The 16,854-nt window shown below is 54.3% G+C and carries 13 protein-coding genes; 1 reads left to right on the top strand and 12 read right to left on the bottom strand.

The genetic code is table 11. The features are described from left to right. Nucleotides 1-65: 65 nt before the first annotated feature. The 6 genes from E2980_RS00905 to E2980_RS00880 all read right to left on the bottom strand — a co-directional run bounded on the left by E2980_RS00905 (nucleotide 66) and on the right by E2980_RS00880 (nucleotide 10,539). Nucleotides 66-476, bottom strand: a complete 411-nt coding sequence (locus E2980_RS00905) for a hypothetical protein (RefSeq protein WP_338080584.1) — start codon at nucleotides 474-476, stop codon at nucleotides 66-68. Nucleotides 477-563: 87 nt separating this feature from the next. After that, nucleotides 564-1,181, bottom strand: coding sequence for a hypothetical protein (locus E2980_RS00900; RefSeq protein ID WP_135150237.1), 618 nt, complete (start codon nucleotides 1,179-1,181; stop codon nucleotides 564-566). Between the two features lie 22 nt (nucleotides 1,182-1,203). After that, nucleotides 1,204-5,103, bottom strand: a complete 3,900-nt coding sequence (locus tag E2980_RS00895; RefSeq protein WP_135150236.1) for a UvrD-helicase domain-containing protein — start codon at nucleotides 5,101-5,103, stop codon at nucleotides 1,204-1,206. Continuing rightward, nucleotides 5,100-8,636: a helicase-exonuclease AddAB subunit AddB gene (addB, locus tag E2980_RS00890; protein WP_135150235.1), complete on the bottom strand. Its 3,537-nt coding sequence runs from the start codon at nucleotides 8,634-8,636 to the stop codon at nucleotides 5,100-5,102. Before addB ends, E2980_RS00895 begins: the two co-directional genes overlap by 4 nt. 156 nt (nucleotides 8,637-8,792) lie before the next feature. Continuing rightward, a complete protein-coding gene (locus E2980_RS00885) occupies nucleotides 8,793-9,014 on the bottom strand; it encodes a hypothetical protein (protein ID WP_135150234.1) in 222 nt (73 codons plus the stop codon). 130 nt (nucleotides 9,015-9,144) lie between these two features. After that, nucleotides 9,145-10,539, bottom strand: a complete 1,395-nt coding sequence (locus E2980_RS00880; protein ID WP_240702791.1) for a class I SAM-dependent rRNA methyltransferase — start codon at nucleotides 10,537-10,539, stop codon at nucleotides 9,145-9,147. An 89-nt stretch (nucleotides 10,540-10,628) separates the two neighbouring features. On the opposite strand from E2980_RS00880, the gene E2980_RS00875 reads away from it, so the two are divergent. Beyond that, entirely contained in the window at nucleotides 10,629-11,582 is a 954-nt protein-coding gene (locus E2980_RS00875) for a Na/Pi cotransporter family protein (RefSeq protein WP_135150232.1), read from the top strand. Here the strand turns inward: E2980_RS00875 and deoC are convergent. The 6 genes from deoC to prmA form a co-directional block, all read right to left on the bottom strand. Continuing rightward, nucleotides 11,569-12,267, bottom strand: coding sequence for a deoxyribose-phosphate aldolase (gene deoC, locus E2980_RS00870; RefSeq protein ID WP_135150231.1), 699 nt, complete (start codon nucleotides 12,265-12,267; stop codon nucleotides 11,569-11,571). The two genes, E2980_RS00875 and deoC, sit on opposite strands and share 14 nt — an antisense overlap. 31 nt (nucleotides 12,268-12,298) lie before the next feature. Next, the gene (locus E2980_RS00865; protein WP_135150230.1) at nucleotides 12,299-12,730 is read right to left on the bottom strand and encodes an NUDIX hydrolase; all 432 of its coding nucleotides are present in this window, start codon (nucleotides 12,728-12,730) and stop codon (nucleotides 12,299-12,301) included. A 102-nt stretch (nucleotides 12,731-12,832) separates the two neighbouring features. Beyond that, nucleotides 12,833-14,185, bottom strand: a complete 1,353-nt coding sequence (gene mtaB / locus E2980_RS00860; protein ID WP_135150229.1) for a tRNA (N(6)-L-threonylcarbamoyladenosine(37)-C(2))-methylthiotransferase MtaB — start codon at nucleotides 14,183-14,185, stop codon at nucleotides 12,833-12,835. Nucleotides 14,186-14,187: 2 nt separating this feature from the next. Further along, nucleotides 14,188-14,955 (bottom strand): 16S rRNA (uracil(1498)-N(3))-methyltransferase, encoded by a 768-nt coding sequence (locus E2980_RS00855; protein WP_135150228.1) that lies wholly within the window; start codon nucleotides 14,953-14,955, stop codon nucleotides 14,188-14,190. A gap of 75 nt (nucleotides 14,956-15,030) precedes the next feature. Beyond that, nucleotides 15,031-15,696, bottom strand: a complete 666-nt coding sequence (locus E2980_RS00850; protein WP_240702790.1) for a site-2 protease family protein — start codon at nucleotides 15,694-15,696, stop codon at nucleotides 15,031-15,033. After that, nucleotides 15,693-16,697, bottom strand: coding sequence for a 50S ribosomal protein L11 methyltransferase (prmA, locus tag E2980_RS00845; protein WP_135150227.1), 1,005 nt, complete (start codon nucleotides 16,695-16,697; stop codon nucleotides 15,693-15,695). Before prmA ends, E2980_RS00850 begins: the two co-directional genes overlap by 4 nt. Between the last annotated feature and the right edge of the window lie 157 nt (nucleotides 16,698-16,854).

Raw genomic sequence — 16,854 nt, 5'->3', positions numbered from 1 at the left:
GCGAATAGCAAAAAGAGACCTGCGGCACCTCCGCAAGTCTAATCTCTGCTTGGTCTGTGTAGTTTTCACCAATAATACGGCAGCAATGATAATGCCACTAGCCCTGCCAACGGCAGCACTAGACGATTGAATCTCCGCGGGCGATACGGATAAAAAGAACCGAACGGCGGATAGAATCCGGCTCCGGGAAAGAATCCGCGCATTTCATTGGCGTGTCCGGGAACAGCCAGACACACCCATTCATCGTCCACATGCTCCACGATACCGTCGTAACAGTACCCATCGGCTGCTTGAACTTCAACGTATCGATGCATGTGGGATTCGCACAATGATTTCGTTACCGCCTTTTTAGCCGCCGGCTGGTCTACCGGCTTGTGCATTGGCATCGACTTATTAACCGGGTGATGAATCGGTTGATTGGGGTGTTTCGGCATATGGTGATGCTCAGCCGGTTTAGTTGGTTTAATCTTTTCCAATAGCATTCCCTCCTTGGGCGCTTTACCCACAGCATATGCCGTCTTGGGCGAATGGCTACTTGGTAAAGAAAAATGGGCGCACAATTATTATTGAAGTTTGCCTGCTAATTGGATGAGTGCATCGCTAGCATCCACGGCGTTCGTTACCCAATCCCCGATCGTGACCATTTGACGATAGCCCGCTTCGCCTGAAGGCGGACGGAACCCGCTCAGCGCTTGCCGCATTTGGGCAGCTCCGTCCCGAACAAGATTTAACGCGGCCGACTCTTCCTCGGTCAGCGGACCCTCTTGTTCGCCAATCGTCGCCATTGGGCTTTTCGCCCCTATGACGGCGTTCATCGCGGAGATGAACGGTTTAGCTTCTTCTTCGCCGGATTTCCCCGTTGATCTTTCCGTGGCCGCAAGGATCAAGCCTAACGTCTCCCCCGACGCGAGCGTTGCTTCGCCCAGCATGCGTGCCGCGCGAAGCCGTTCCGTTTCGGACTTGGCATTCAGAAGCCCGTCCGAACCGTCGCGAAGCCGTTCCGCGAAGATCAGCGCGTAAACGTACCGCTCGGCTAATCGTTGCCCTTGATCGGTCGTATGCGACTGCTTGGTTAATAAATATTTCGAATAAAAGATAATGATAAACGTCATCAATACAACGACGATAATTAATAAAATCGCTACCGTATACGATCTTTTGTTCTGAACGTTATCCGACATGATCTCACTCCCGCTTCTCCGATTAGATCAAACGAACGGCATGGCCGCCGTCGAAGAAATAAACATAAGCTTCCTTTACGGGCATGGCCAGTATACTCTGAACCGCCTCGCTATATTTCTCAACCTGGAATCGGTGCTTCTCCGCCGCGACATCGGGATCCGTTCCTTTAAGGACATCCGTCTTGTAGTCAACGAGCACGAGCCCGTCATCCTCAGCGAACAAACAGTCGATTACGCCTTGTATAATGACCGTCTCCCCGTTAGACGGTTCGATTACGCCCGGGTACACCCTCGCGGCATCCATTCCGTAAGTAAACGGAACTTCTCTCCACACCCTGGATGCCTCTCGCATTCGAGCGTACAGCATTGAACGGCCGAACGCCGCGATTACACCAGCTTCTATACCGGACCGTTGCTCCCGGGACAAGATCCGCTGTTCCACCAAACGGTCCAGCATCTCCGCGATTTCCGATTCGTCGAGATCCTCATGCACAGGGAGGTGCTGCATGACCAAGTGGAACGCGGTACCGCGTTCCGCCGGCGTCAATCGACGGGTTGACATAAATCTCGGACGGCGCAGGCTGAACGTTGCTGCATTGTGCTCGGCCGGCTGCGATTCGTCGAAAGGAACCAGTCCTTGCGGGGATAACGCTTCCGATTCCGAGGCATCCACGGGAGCAAGCCGATTTTTCAAAGCGGTAATCGAGGTTTTTGCGGCTACTTGGGTTGCGGAAGCTTCCTTGTATTCCCATGATAGGATTTGGGTCACGAGTCTTGCCGCCGCTGATTCCACAATATCTATCTTATCCCTGCTCAAGACAGCGTTCCAAATTTGACTCTCGTCGGGCTTCGGCTCATGTGCGGCAGCAGATTGGCGGGTAAATACGTTTGCCGGAACGATCCTGCACGACCAACGTCGCGCGGGATCGACGAATTCGCTGGCGATAACCGCGGCCGAGCCCAGCCAATCCAAGTACTTCCCTGCAGCGGCAACGGAATGCGTAGGAAGGGCATCCTCCGCCATCGCCGCGGTCTCGCTCCACTGCTCCCATTGCTTCGAGGCATCCTTGCTTGTTCCGATCAAATATAGCTTTTCCTTGGGACGCGTTAATGCAACGTACAATACCCGCATTTCCTCCGCGAGCATCTCCGCGGCCAGCTTGCGGCGAATGGCCAGTTGAGGCAAGGTCGGGTAGGTTACCCGCGTATCTCCCTCTACTACCCTTGGCCCGAAACCTAGTTGCTTATGCTTAAGGAAAGCTCCGTTCAGGTCTCTTCGATTGAAGTTCCGGCTAAGTCCCGCCGCGAATACTACCGGAAACTCAAGCCCCTTGCTCCGGTGGATGGATACGATTCGGACGACGTTCTCGCTCTCTCCGAGCGCTCGCGCCGCCCCCAGATCGGCCCCCGTATCGCGCATCCGGCCCAGAAACCGGAGAAACCGGAACAGTCCGCGGAACCTGGAGGAGCGTTCGTATTGGACAGCGCGATTGATTAGCGCCCGCAAATTCGCTTGCCTCTGGCCGCCGCCCGGCAATCCCCCTGCGTAGTCATAATAGCCGGTTTCACGATATAGCATCCACAGCAAGTCTCCTAGCGGCTCTCTTCTTGCGTAATCGCGCCACTCTTCAAGCTTCCGCGCGAATGCCGCCAATGCCTCGCGGAAGCCTTCGAAATTGCCGGTCTCCTCGGCAGTCGAATTGGACTCGTCTCCCTCGGCAGCTGCGTTGAGGGCGTCCCAGAACGAGCCGGTGCGGCGTGCCAGCCGAATCCGGGCGAGCTGCTCGGCCGTAAAACCTCCGATAGGCGAGCGCAACACGCCGGCCAAAGGAATATCCTGATGAGGATTGTCGATGATGGACAATAGCGAGAGCATGATATCCACTTCCGTAGCCGCGAAATAGCCCGTTGCCAAGTCCGCGTAGGCAGGTATGCCCGCGGCTTTCAGCTCGTCAAGGAAGGCGGGTGCCAGCGCGGTTACGGCCCTAAGCAAAATGACGATATCCCTGTACTGAACAGGCCTATGCAGCTTTGCTTTACCGTCAAAAACCATAAAGGGGTTCAGGCCATCCCCTTCCATCCCCATTAGCTTGCGAATTTCGGCAGCAATGCATCTTGCTTCCAACTGAGCCGACTCCAAATCTTCGACTTCCTCCGCTAATCCTTCCTCTGCGGACGCTGCGTTCTCGTTCCCTTCTGCGCCCAGTGTTTCCGCAGCCTCCGTTCCGGGAGGTGTTTCCTCTGACGAGTTTGAGACCGTCGCGGCTGTATCCAACAAGATCAATTCGACCGAATAGGGGTTCGGCTCGTTGGCATCGGGATAACCATCCCCATAGATCAGCTCCGCTCGCGCATCGTAATTCATCTCTCCCACTGGCTCCCGCATAATCAGGCGGAACACATGGTTCACCGCGTTCACGATTTCGCGCCGGCTGCGAAAGTTCCGCGCCAGATCGATGCGCAGCCCGTCCGCATCGGAAGCTTCCGTCATCTCTTCGGACTTGGTAAATGCTTCATAGGTTTTGTACTTGTGCAGAAAAAGACCCGGCTCTGCCAGACGGAAACGGTAGATGCTCTGTTTGACGTCGCCGACCATAAAGACGTTGCCCGGATCTTTCCTCGCGATAAGCGCGACGATCGCTTCCTGGACTTCGTTCGTGTCCTGATACTCGTCCAAATAAATTTCCGAGAAGCGTTCTCTGAAATTCAGCGCCGCCAGCGAAGGCATGCTGCTTTCGGGCGTCGAGGAAGGATCCCGCAAGATTCGTAACGCATAATGCTCCAGGTCGCCGAAATCCAGCAGCCCCTTCTCTCTTTTCGCTTGCTCGTAACGTTCTCCGAATTGAACCGCCAGCTCCGCCAATTGTTCCATTGCCGGGGCGAGCTCGCGAAGCTCGGACGCGTACTGCTCCGGCGAGCGGACAAGCCACTCCTCGGACAGCCTGCCTGCCGCCTTTTTCGCAGCATCCCTTAGCCCTTTTACGCGCTCGATCAAATGGATGTCGTAATCATCGCCTTTACATGCTTTGAGGCGTCCGAAAGAGATATCGGCGACCGCAGCCTGCCAATCCTCCCAATTCCCGGCCTCGAAGGCAACCGCAACCTTCTCCAGCCCGTCGATATCGGCGAACAGCGTATCGATGTACGGCTCGGGTCCACCGGGCTCATGGGCAATGCGAAGCGCTCCGCGCAGGAGATGCAGCGTACCCTGAAGCAGAAGGACTGCATCCTCTCGCAGGCTCTTAATCCACAACGATTGAAGGAGCTCTTCCGCTTGCGCTTTCCCGAATTCGGCCGCCATCCGCCTAAGCCAATACTCCGGCCAAGGATGGCTGCCCGCGTACTCGAACAGCTCCAATACGAGTCGGTGCAACGGCTCGTCGCTCCGTTCCCCTCCGAAACGATCGGCAAGCGAAGCTAGCGCCCCGGCTTCCCCTTCGATCTCGTAACGCTCCTCGAACAGCTCGTCGAGCGTATCCATTCGAAGAAGCTCGGCTTCCGTCTCGTTAGCCATACGAAAGCCGGGATCCAGCTCGATAAGCGGTGCATATTTTTCCACTATCTCTAGGCAGAAGGAATGGAGCGTCGTCACCGAAGCTCTTGGCAGCAGCGCGATTTGACGGCGCAAATGCCTGGAATCCGGATTCCGCTCCAGTGCTTCTTCAAGCGCATGGCGAATTCTTTCCTTCATCTCCGCCGCTGCCGCTTTCGTGAACGTAGCTACCAACATGGCGTCAACGTCCAACGGCCGTTCTTCGTCCGCGATCCTCGAGATAATCCTTTCCACGAGAACCGCCGTTTTTCCGGAACCCGCCGCAGCCGCAACTAGCAGATTGGATCCATCGGCCGTTATTGCCGCCCACTGTTCATCCGTCCAACGGCTATTCTCCGGCTTGGCCGGCCAATGTCTAGGCTGCTTCAATGCGGTTCCCTCCCCTTCGCGCTATCGGCGAGCCGCTGCCACAATTCCTCGCGGCTGCCGGACTTGCTTAATGCTTGATACGTATTTCCTTCCATCTGACTATCGAAGTGGCATACAGGCCTGAAGTCGCAATACGTACAAGGACTGCGTTTATCTAAACGATAAGGGGCAATCGCAACGTCGCCGTCGATAATCCGTTTGCCGATTCGGCGAATCTGCGAGCGCACGGATCCTCTCAACACTTCCCACTCGCTTTGGTTCGCGACTTGAGAGCGCGCGGAGAAGGTCCCGTCCTTCTTGAATTCCACCGGCACCACGGCAGACTTGCTCGCTTGATTCAAAGATTCATCCATCAGTTTGACGGATTCTCCGTCGGATAGCAGCAAGCCTTGCATGCGATATTGCTTGAACAAGGCATTGCGCGCTTCTTCCTTCGCCATCCCGTTGGGCGTAAGTAGAAGCGGATTCTGTACATGGAAGTAGAGAACGCCTGCCGGTTTGGCCGCTTGTCCCAACCAATGCGGGGCATGGGAAACGACGACGTCCAAATAGGTAAGCATCTGCAACGATAGACCGTGCGCCACTTCGTCCAGCTTCAGCTTCATCGCACTCGACTTATAATCCATGATGCGCAGGAGCAGTCCCGAGGAGGATTGCGCCGCGTCCACCCTGTCGATCTTGCCGGCGATATCCATCCATCGCCCTCCATCCAGTTCGAGGGACAGCGGAGGGAGCAAGCCGTTCGGCCCGAAGCTCATCTCCAGCCCGACGGGTTTGAATGCCGACAGCGCGGCATGTTCGCCTAAAATGGCGGATGCCTGCTTGACGATATCGCGAAGCTTGCGCGCCATCACCTGATGGCGGTGCGAGGACAGCAGGATTTGCGATTGGATGCGCGGCAACAGCTTGTCCACCGCCGCTGCTGCTTCGATCTGCCATCGCATTGCGTCTAATCCGGCGGGGCCCTCCGCGAACAGCTTCTCCGTCGTCTGGCGCAAGGCAGCGTGGAACAATTGGCCGATATCCGGGGAATCGACCCGGAACAGCCGGCGTTCCTGCAGCTTCAGCCCATGGACGGCGAAATGCTGGAACGGACATGCAATGAAACGTTCCATGCGAGAGACGCTTGCCAAGAGACGATCTCCATATAACAGCCGGCTCGTTTCCGGAGCGAGCGGCTTCTCTTCGTTCGTATAATTTAAAGAGGATATTAGAGAAGCTAGCCGATTCCGCCAGCCTTCTTGCTCTATTAACCAGTTATAGACCGACCACCAGCCGCCGGAAATGGCCTCCCCTTGTCGCCAACTGCGTAATCTCGTCAACAAATGGGTCATCGCCCTGCCAGGATGCACCGCATATTCAAGCTGCTCCTCTTCCGATTGGGTTTCCTGCGGCTCCGCCGCCACTTGACGGACGGGGATTCCTGGGAACCTCTTCCGGAGCTTGCCGATCCACTCCGATGGAAGCAAACCTTGCCCTTCCTCGTCGGCGACCGCATAGCTGACCCAAAGGTGATGGGACGCCGTAGTCAACGTCAAATAAGCAAGGAATGCCTCGTCTAGCAATCGGCGTTTCGAGCCGGGAGCAAGCGATAACCCCGTAACGGCTAATCGCTCCCGCTCTTCCTCCGCGAGCAGTCCGTTCTCGGAAATTCGCATCGGCATCAAGCCGTCATTCGCGCCGAGCAAATAGAGGACCTTGATCCGATCGGACCGAGTCCTTTCCGGACTGCCGACCAGCACGCCGTCGAGCGAAGGGGGCACCGCGCCTAGCTTCAACTCTTCCAATCCGGAGTCAACCATACCTGTGAACAGAGATTGGTCGGGTGATTGTTCTCCCATGAGCTCTACCAATTGGTCTAGCAAATTGATCACGGCATCCCAGAGAGGCCTGTGAACCGCCATCCGACCCGGCTTGCCTGCCGAGTTGTCCTCCATGCTCCACGTTTCAAGCTTATCGGCGGCTCCCGTCATCTCCAAGAAATCGAAGAGGCTTTCGCATAGCTCCCTGACGGACTTAGCAGACTTCATACGTTCCTCAAGCGCTAGAAGAGGCTTTAGCAGAGCATCCCTTACTTCTATCAGCTTCTGCATGGCTTCATTGCCACCGCTAGACGCCGCTTCCTCCTCTATGTCGCCTCGGTACAATGGAAACCAAGACTGGGCGGAATGCCAGCGCCAGCCGTCTATACCGACCGCAAGCGCGTAATTTTCCAATCGGTCGATTTCGTCTCTCGATACATGCCTCTCGGGCGTCCCTAGCAAGTCCGTCTTGGCGCAACGAAAAACGGCTTCCGCCTTCCAGCCGCCGGTTACGCATTCCAAAGCCGAACGAACGAATTCCACGAAAGGGTGATGCGAAACGGTCGATTTGCCATCCAAATAATACGGAATGCCATAATCGTCGAATACGGCCGCCAGCAAATCCGAATAATCGTCCATCCGACGTACGAACACGGCCATATCCCGCCATCGGCTCCCTTGCTCCCTAACGCGATAAAGCATATCCCTTGCCACGGCTTCGGCTTCGGCTCTGCGATTAACCGCTTGGTGCAAGGATATCCCGCAATTGGGATGATCCGGACGTAAAATGGCGGAGTCGCCTTCCCATCGCTTGCGGTTCCCCCAATTTCTATCCAAGAAGGCGAGCATGGGGTTCTCTATGAAACGCGGAGCGACTTCCGGATCTAACTCGACGGGAGTCTCCAGCTTTACCCCCGCGGCCTGCGCCATTTCGCACAATTGGGCGGAAGTCTCGGCGGTGGGATGAAATACGTCAAGCTCGTCCGGTCTTTCGCCGGCGCCATAGGGCTGATCGACGCACAGAGTTACGCTTACCCTAACCGCTTTTCTTAAGAGCGCCTCCAAGACCGCATACTCGCTAGGTGTATACCCATGGAAGCCATCCAGCCAGATTTCGGCTCCCTCCAGGAACGAACATTTCGCCGTTCCCTTCGCAAGCCAGCTCAACATATCCTCTCCGTCTAACCAATGACCGATCAACTCTCGTTCCATTTCCGAATAAATCAAGGATAGATCGTGGAGCTTGTCCGTCAGTAGCTGCGATTCCATCCTCGAATCCGCGCGTTGCGCCGCAGCCTCCGCTTGTTCGGAAAGCTTAGCGCTGTCCACGCCGTACCGTTTCATTTCGGTGAGTAATTCGTTAATCCGCGAAATAAGCCCCGACTCCGCTTTTCCGCCTCGAAACAGGCGCAGGCTTTCTCTTCTGGCTTCCAGTATCTTATGTAAAAGCATTGCTTTGCCGTTATCGTGAATCGGGACGACCGCAGATCCTCCCGTTTCCTGCATGACCCTGAACGCGAGCCTGCGGAAGCTAAGCACTTGCGCGCGCATGAAGCCCGTCATCCCCGGCGTAGTCACCATCGCGTATTCCGCTTGAAAAGTCGCCTGCTCCGGCACGATCCATAGGAGCTGCGCGCCGAGGGGATCTTGCTGCAGCTTGCCTCGTATTTCGTCCAAGCAAAGACGCGTCTTCCCGCTTCCGGAACGACCCGTTATGAGCCGAAGTGACATCCTTCCCGACCTCCATCTAGCTCCGTGCAGCTAATCGAATATGAAGTACATTGTACCACAAAGCCCGATAGGCGCACAGACGTTCGGTATGGCAAAAAAAAGAACACATCCCTCAAATTTAGAAGATGTGTCTTTCATTCGCGACAATCGCTTGATTCATGAAATATTCATGTACCACTTGCTGCCATCGTCGTATTTGAAGATCGCGGCATCAAACCATAATTCGATGCAGCTAACATGCTTCCAGCGGCGGCGGAATTCCAGATCGCCCTTCATGTCCTTCATCCGATTATTGAACCGGCTTCGGCTGCTCAGCGCTTTAGCCCTGTTTTCCAGCGGTACGGCCCTTTTTCCGAATAATATCACTTCATGTACCATAATCCTTACCTCCCGTTCCCGTGCCTCTGTGATAAAGATAATCCAGAGGCGTTAGAAATGTTCCCGAAACGGCGATTAATCATCCCATCATTTACTAACATTCTCTTAACAATTTACCCGGGGCGACGATTTATAAATCTTTGCGGCTGCGCACCTCGAAAATGCCGAACTTCAAGTAGTGCCCTTCTTCTACGCCAGCCAACTGAGGATGGTCCTTGCCCGCTCCGCGCCATTCGATGCGGCGAATGATTTTACCCGCGTCCTTGGCGGCATCGAGAATCGTCTCCAAGAAAAGCTCCGGCCTTACATGGTAAGAGCAGCTCGCCGTAACCAGGTAACCTCCCTCGTTCAGCAGCTTCATCGCTTGCAGGTTGATGTCCTTGTATCCTCGGCAAGCGCCCTCGACCGCTCTTTTCGTCTTGGCGAACGCGGGAGGATCGAGAATAATCACGTCCCATGTTTTGCCCTCGGCCGTCAGCGGCTTGGAGGTATCCACCTTGACCCCCGCCTCTTTGGCATTCGCTCTCGTTTGCCGTTCATCGCGTCCGGCGACTTGCTGGCGCAAATATTCGAAAGCATCCGCGGCAACGAATTCAACCCGGTCGGTAAACCCGTTAATCTCCACATTGTGACGGGCCGTCTGCAGCGCATGCTCCGAAATATCGAGGCAGGTCACCTTCTTCGCGCCATAATTGCAGGCGTGCAAGGTGAAGCTCCCCGTATGGGCAAAGCATTCCAGCACGGTCGCTCCGTCCCAATAGGGGAAAGCAACGATGCTTCCCTTTTCGTTGACCGGAACCATCTCGATTACTCCGCTCTCCTCAGACAGCCGTTCCGCAAGCTTGATCCCACTGCGCGCTCCCCACCCTCGTACCAACGGTTTAATAGAAGCCCGATTCTCCCGTTGATCGAAGAAATAACCCGTTTTTTGCCCGCCTTCGATATCGACCTGAACTTTCAGCCCGTTTTCCACGATTTCCACGTGTCTTGGGCACACCCCGTACAAAACGCCTGTTCTTTCCTCCAAGCCTTCCAACGTACGTACGCCAACATCGCTTCTCTCGTAAATTCCGCTTGGAGCGAACACTTCGATCAAAGCCCGAAGCCAATCTTCCTTGGCGATTTCCATTCCGAGCGTTAGCACTTGCACGACCAAGATGTCGTTAAACCGGTCCACGACTAACCCGGGCAGAAAATCGGCCTCGCCGTATACGAGACGGCAAGACGTTTCCTCGCCAAGAAACCTCGTCCGGTGGGCCGAAGCGCGCTCGAAGCGTTTACGGAAAAATTCGGTATCCATCTTATCCAGAGGTCCATACGCCACCATGCGAACGGTGATCTGGGATGCCGGATTCCAATAACCCGTTCCTAACAGCAGCCCGCGATGATCTCTTACCTCTACCAGTTGACCCGGCGTCGCTTCGCCCTCCGTCTTGGCGATCTCGTTCGCGTAAATCCAAGGATGTCCTTCTTCTAACCGCGGGCGCCGCCCTTTATTTAACCATACCGCTGCTTGATTGCTCACTTGCCATCCACTCCTTGTCCCAAGTATAAACGGATCGTAGTTCATAAACTTGTCCTGTTATTGCATAGTGTTAAGTTGGGGGTGCGAATATGTTATCCGGTTTTATAATCCCGTCCTTGCTCGGGTTCGCGTTGCTGCTGTCGGGGATGAAAGTCATGGAGCTCTCCCTGGAACGCTGGGCGGGCGGCAAGCTGGCCATCTGGGTGTCTCGTTCGACCGCTACTCCGTTGCATGGATTCGCCGTCGGAACGGCCGCATCCGCATTGCTTCAAAGCAGTACGGCCGTGACCGTCCTAACGATCGGCTTCGTCAATGCCGGTTGGCTCTCCATATCGCGCAGCTTCGGCATTATTCTCGGAACGAATATAGGGACTTGCTTAACGACGGAACTGATGAGCTTGCAATTGCATCGCTTCGGTCTGCCCCTGCTTGCCCTAAGCGCGATCGGATGGACCGTTACGCTCCTGTTCAATGAATGGAGAGATCCCGCGGCTCTACCAAGACGGGGCATGCCATTGCGTTATGTATCCGTAGCCTTGGGCGGATTCGGATTGCTCCTCTTCGGCTTCAAATTGCTCCAAGGAATGGGTCCCGCCTTACGGGAAAATGGTACTTTCGAAGCTTTGATGCGCCATGCCCACGACAATCTTCTATGGGGAGTGCTCGGCGGTGCATTTCTTACCGCGCTCGTGCACTCCAGCGCCGCGGTCATCGCCATGTGCATGGGGCTCGCGGCCACGGGCGCGATTTCTCCGGAAGCCGGTATCGCGATTGTTCTGGGCGCGAATATAGGTACTTGCTTCACCGGCTTGGTCGCCTCGCTCGGCGGCGGTCCTGGAGGACGCTTCGTCGCGATGTCGCAGCTTGCCCTTAACCTGGGAGGAGCGTTGCTCTTCTATCCCCTGATCGGAGTACTTCACGGAACCGCCGCCTATCTAGCCCCCGACGATGCCGCCGCCCAAATCGCGCATGCGCAGACAATCTTTAATATAGCCTGCTCTCTGCTCGCGCTGCCTGTTGCGTACCTTCTTAAGCACGATTAGAGAAGCTTTGGAGGATTGCCGGACCGGAGCTGCTTCCGATCCGGTTGGCCCCGGCTTTAAGCAAGGCGAAAGCCGATTCGGCGTTTCGGATGCCTCCGGAAGCCTTGATCCCCACCGATGACGAGATTTCGCCTCTAAGTAAAATAATATCCGCTGCCGTTGCTCCGGAACCGCCGTATCCGGTAGAGGTTTGGATATAATCCGCTCCCGCGGCTTCTGCTATCTTGCTTCCAAGCCGCTTCTGCTCATCCGTCAACAATCCGGTTTCCAGAATGACCTTGATAAGCGCTCCGCCCTGTACGGCTTGCACGACGGCGGCGATGTCCCTTTCAACGGCGTCGCGATCCCCGTCGATTAATTTTCCTATGGGCAATACCATGTCGATCTCGGAGGCACCGTCGTCCAATGCGGCGGAAGCTTCGAACGCTTTCGCCCGGGTTGCTTGGGCTCCTAACGGAAATCCGACGACGGCGCTTACCTTCACGCTCGTCCCGCTTAATCTTTCCCTGCACAGCCTGACCCAGCCCCCGTTGACGCATAAGCTGTAAAAGCCTTCCGACGCTGCTTCCTCGCAGCAATGAATCAGCTCGTTCGCCCCCGAATTAGCGGTGACAACCGTATAATCGATATGGGTTGCCAGCGAAACCGACGGTTGCCAGAACGGGAATTGATTTTCTTCTTGCATGAGGTCCACCTCGATCCGATCCCGGAATTCTTTATATATGTTTCAAACCCAGCTTCTCGTAAGCCAGCCGAAGTACTTCATCATTGTTGTCATAACCCGATTTGAACTGCAATTGCCAAGCTGCCGCCGGTTCATGCCAAGCTACTCCCGATATTTCCTCAATCTGAGCTTGAAGCTGATCATCTCCCGCTTCAACGAGAAAATAATGGACTTCCTTCTGAACCGAACCCAACTTCGCATGCTCGTAACGATAAGAAATAACGGTAAGAGGGGCTGCGATTTGACCCGATATGCCCGTTTCCTCTAGGATCTCCCGCAAGGCCGTCTGCTCCACCGTCTCCCCCGGCTCCATTTTACCCTTAGCCAACGTCATCTTTCCGAAACGATCTTCGATAAGCTGAATTTCCAATTGACCATCGAACTTGCGGTAGACGACGCCTCCAGCGGATATTTCCTTTACCATTTAACGTTCCCCCTTTGTTGCTCCTATGTACGAGAAAAAGACTTCATCGGGAGGAGCAAGCTTGCGCATGCCTGCCTTGCGATGAAATCATCGACTCGATCTCTAAGCTTGCATTGCTATCGGACGGCGGTTGTCTTGCTCCAGCACCTCAAGAAGCTCGCCCGTGCATTCATTTACCGCGGAATCCGTAATGCGGACGCGACAAAGCTTGCCGATTAGCGAAGGATCGCCGTTAAATACGACTTGAATATAATTGTCGGTATACCCGGAAATCAGGCCGGTTCCTTCCTTGCCCTTGGCTTCGCGCTCCGGAATGACGTCAAGCACGCGGCCTACCCATTCGCGACCGTAAGCCGCTTGCATCCGTTCGGACAGATCGATCAGTTGATGCACGCGATCGTGCTTCACTTCTTCATCCACTTGCTCATCCATGCGCGCTGCCGGAGTCCCCGTCCGCTTGGAGTACGGGAACACGTGCATTTCCGCGAAGTTCATGGCTTCCATGAATTTGTAGCCGTTCTCGAACTGCTCTTGCGTCTCGCCCGGGAAACCGACGATAACGTCCGTCGTAATCGCTACTCCCGGCATCGCTTCTTGAATGAGGCGGATTTTCTCCGCGAATTCCGCGGTCGTATACTTGCGGCGCATTCTCTTCAGAATGTCGTCGTCGCCCGCTTGGAGAGGAATGTGCAGATGGCGGCACATCTTCGGCGAGCTATTGAGGATGGCGATCATCTTCTCGTCGATCTGGCTCGCTTCAATGGAGCTGATGCGAATGCGTTCCAGTCCTTCGATCTTATCCAGATCGGCCAGCAGATTCGCTAGCCGGTAGTTTTCCAGGTCATCCCCGTAACCTCCGGTATGAATACCGGTCAGGACGATTTCCTTGTAACCCGATTCCACAAGCTGGCGGGCTTGATTCAGCACGCTCTCCGGTTTACGGCTGCGGGAAAGTCCGCGGGACCACGGAATAATGCAGAACGTACAGAAATTGTTGCAACCCTCTTGGATCTTCAGGAACGCTCGCGTACGCTCCGCGAAATCCGGAACGTCGAGCTCCTCGAACTCCCGAGTCTTCATAATATTGCGAACGGCGTTTACCGGCTTTCGATCGCTCCGAATATCGGTAACGAACGACATCAGCTTCTCTCGGTCCTGGGTTCCGATGACAAGATCGACTCCCGGGATGGCCATGATCTCCGCCGGAGAGGTTTGCGCGTAACAGCCCGTTACGGCGATGACAGCATCCGGGTTGCGGCGAACGGCGCGGCGAATAATTTGCCGGCTTTTCTTGTCGCCCGTATTCGTAACCGTGCAAGTGTTGATCAAATAAACGTCCGCCGTCTGCTCGAAATCGACCTGCTCGTAGCCTTCGTTCTTGAATAGCTGCCAGATCGCCTCGGTATCGTAGAAATTGACTTTGCAGCCAAGCGTATAAAATGCCACGTTCGGCATCTTCAGTTTCCTCCCAACTCTCCGGACTCGTAGGCGAGACAGGCAAGCGCGTATAACGCCGCCGTCTCCGTCCGTAATATTCTTTTTCCTAAACCGATTAACTTAGCACCTGATACTGCCGCTTCATCCGCTTCCTGGGGGGTAAAGCCGCCTTCGGGTCCGATGACTATCATAACGCGGGGAGCGGCCGTCGTGTGCGTTGAGATCATGTTGGACAGCACATCGCGCAACCCGACTCCGGTACGGCCTTCCTCTTCGTAACAGAACAAGACGAGGTCGAACTCCGCGAACATCTTGATCAAAGATTTCCAAGATGCGACCGTGTTGATTTGTGGTATGACGCTGCGATGACTTTGTTCCGCCGCTTCTTTGGCGATCTTGCGCCATCGATCGATGCGTTTCGCTTCTTTGCGTTCGTCGTACTGCACGACGGTACGCTGGGAAAGGAAAGGTTGAAACACGGTCGCTCCCGCTTCCGTTCCCTTCTGAATGACGATTTCCAGCTTGTCCCCTTTGGGCAAGCTTTGCGCCACCGTTACCTTCCAAGCCATTTCGGCTTGCGAAACCAACTCTTCGATTATTTCCGCTTGTATTTTATCTTTTTCAACCGATACGATCTTAGCCAATACATCGCGGCCGTTGCCGTCGCAGGCAATGAAACGATCGCCGGGTTTGGATCTCATGACGGCGGCTACATGCCGGGCGTCTTCTCCTTCGAGCATAACGGAAAGCTGTCCCATCTGCGCCTCAGGCACAAAATAACGCTGCATCTTCAATAGCCTCCTGCCGATGCTCCATCCTACATCTTACCTTGTTCATGGGCTTTTTGCTACCGTAAGGAATTGTTAAAAAATCAAATTTAAAATCCGATTCATTCCGTCGACTATCGGCCATCTCAAATTCATTAGCGGACCTATCGTCGAGTCGCGAAGAGGAGGGATAAAGATGATCAAGAGGAAGCCGAACGTTATCCATTGGCCCATCTCCTGTATTCGAATGCGAATCCTGATCGGCAAAAATTCTTCTACGATCCGGTAGCCATCCAGAGGCGGCACGGGAATAAGGTTAAAAAGAAATAACGCAAGGTTTATAGAAAGCCAATAATTAATAAAATCTCCTAAATTAATCAGAAAATCATTCGTTGCATGATCGAATACGTGGAATACATCCAATACATTGATTAATAATAGAAAAAGAAATGCCAGCAATAAATTGCTTATAGGTCCTGCCGCCGTAACGATTATGCTCATAAGTCTCGGATTTTTGAATCTGCTTCGACGAACCGGAACGGGTTTGGCCCAACCAAATCCAGCCAGGATAAGAAAAAGCATCCCGATCCAATCTAAGTGTGCCATCGGATTTAGAGTAACGCGGCCTTCCCGGTAAGCCGTATCGTCTCCGAATCTCCAAGCTGTCCAAGCGTGAGCGAATTCATGCACGCTAAAGGCGATCAGCATAATAACGATAATGACGGGAAGGTGCTCAATCGGAAACCAGAAAAAATTGTTCACTGGCCATCCCCCTTCGGCTTACCTGCTACGAACGCAATCCACTCCTCTTGCCTTAGCACGTCTACGATTTCGAAACCTGCCGCGAGGAGTCCTGCTTCGACTATCATTTCTTTGTTGCTGTAAATACCGGATGTGATATAGATCCCGCCGGGTTTAAGCACTTCCAAGACATCATCGAGGAAAAGCAGGATAATTTCCGCTAGAATGTTGGCAACGACGAGATCAACCGGTGGCGTAACACCGACAATTTGCGCCGATGAGGGTTCATCGGATACGTTTTCGCTCTCGCGCAGAACGCCGAGCAAATCGCTAAGTCTAACTTCAACGTCATTCTCGTAGCCGTTAAGCTCTATGTTCTCCTTAGCGCTAGTAACCGCAACCGGATCAAGATCGAGCGCCAATACTTTGGATGCGCCTAGCTTCATCGCCCCGATCGCAAGAACTCCCGAACCTGTGCCGACGTCGATAATCTGCTCTCCGCCTTTAATCGCGCTATCGAGTGCTTTTAAGCAAAGTGCAGTCGTAGGGTGCGTTCCCGTACCGAATGCCATTCCCGGATCGAGTTCGATTACAAGTTCATCCCCTTGCGGAGTATAGTCCTCCCAAGTAGGCTTGATCGTAAGACGATCGGTGATCGCTATCGGTTTGAAATACTGTTTCCAAGCGTCCGCCCAATCATCTTGGTGCACGTCACCAAGCTCAATCGTAAACTCTCCCGCATCGTATCCGAATTCCGGCAACCCTTCCAATAACGCCTTCAATTCTATGGCAATGGGCTCCATCTTGGTATCTTCCGAGAAGTAAGCTTTGAATACCGCATAGCCCGGTCTGATATCATTCAACGGAGTGTCGTACAATTGACCGAAAGAAGTATCTCTAGGCTTATCCTCCGACCACGCTTCTTCGACCGAAACGCCGCCCGCTCCAAGCTCCGTCAGATAGTGGGTAACCATTTCTTGAGATGATTCCGTCGCCAGGACGGTTAGTTCATGCCAGCGCAAATCTGTTCCTCCCTATAATCAACCAAAAACGTAACACTCTACGTACGTATGGCCATTCAATGAATCTCATTATACACGTACTGTTTTGCCCGATGCAAAAAAACGAATCACGCGCGGAATCTACTTAATCGCGTTCTTATCGCCAATATCCCCTTAG

Origin of the sequence: Cohnella luojiensis, assembly GCF_004564235.1 — a bacterium.
Taxonomy (GTDB): Bacteria; Bacillota; Bacilli; order Paenibacillales; family Paenibacillaceae; genus Cohnella; species Cohnella luojiensis.
Note: the sequence above shows the minus strand (reverse complement) of the source record. Positions and strands in the feature narration are given on the sequence as shown.

Excerpts from the sequence above, each read along its gene's own strand:
- E2980_RS00900 (WP_135150237.1), bottom strand. The coding sequence starts at position 1,181 with ATGTCGGATAACGTTCAGAACAAAAGATCGTATACGGTAGCGATTTTA.
- addB (WP_135150235.1), bottom strand. The coding sequence starts at position 8,636 with ATGTCACTTCGGCTCATAACGGGTCGTTCCGGAAGCGGGAAGACGCGT.
- E2980_RS00885 (WP_135150234.1), bottom strand. The coding sequence starts at position 9,014 with ATGGTACATGAAGTGATATTATTCGGAAAAAGGGCCGTACCGCTGGAA.
- E2980_RS00875 (WP_135150232.1), top strand. The coding sequence starts at position 10,629 with ATGTTATCCGGTTTTATAATCCCGTCCTTGCTCGGGTTCGCGTTGCTG.
- deoC (WP_135150231.1), bottom strand. The coding sequence starts at position 12,267 with ATGCAAGAAGAAAATCAATTCCCGTTCTGGCAACCGTCGGTTTCGCTG.
- E2980_RS00865 (WP_135150230.1), bottom strand. The coding sequence starts at position 12,730 with ATGGTAAAGGAAATATCCGCTGGAGGCGTCGTCTACCGCAAGTTCGAT.
- mtaB (WP_135150229.1), bottom strand. The coding sequence starts at position 14,185 with ATGCCGAACGTGGCATTTTATACGCTTGGCTGCAAAGTCAATTTCTAC.
- E2980_RS00855 (WP_135150228.1), bottom strand. The coding sequence starts at position 14,955 with ATGCAGCGTTATTTTGTGCCTGAGGCGCAGATGGGACAGCTTTCCGTT.